At 51.4% G+C, this 560-nt stretch carries 1 protein-coding gene; it reads right to left on the minus strand.

The window, feature by feature from the left end:
- Positions 1–559 (minus strand): spondin domain-containing protein (locus tag R7190_RS29655; protein ID WP_318138178.1); only part of this gene is annotated, 559 nt, incomplete at its 3' end.
- Between the last annotated feature and the right edge of the window lies 1 nt (position 560).

Consider the following 560-nt stretch of genomic DNA (forward strand, 5'->3'; position numbering starts at 1 on the left):
CATTGCTCACCGCCGTTTCTACGCCAGTACCACCGCTACCGAAGGTAATAAAAGGAGGATTAGGAATGCTGGACGCTAACTCGTCGTTCGCTTCAGTGCCCGCGTCGTAACTGTTCAAGGTCGCTTTGTAAGTGCCCGCTTCGGTTGGAATTTTCCAACTGTCTAAGCCGACAAAACCATCATTGGTTGGCAATAGCATCGCGCTAAGTGAGAGGTAACCGTGATCGCCACTATCCAAAGTAAACGTGGTCGCAACGCCCGGATTGAGAATACCGCCCGCAGGGTTTTCTACGACTGCGCCGCCTGCGTTGCCAATCACGGTCGATAATCCAGAAATATCCCCACCTTCAGCCATCGCTTCAAGCTCTGTTGTGGCGAATTCTCCGACTTTAAACATGTGCAGATCTGAGCCATGCGCCGCGACGATAAGCGGTGTAAAGTAAATGCCTTTGGTTGCGTTGGTAACCGTAATTTCTAGTTCCGCCGCTTGAGCTGATGCCGCGCCAACCGCCAGAGCAACAGACGTCATGACAAGACTAAGTTGGGTACGTTTTTTCATT

It is taken from the genome of Vibrio sp. 1078-1 (assembly GCF_033340475.1).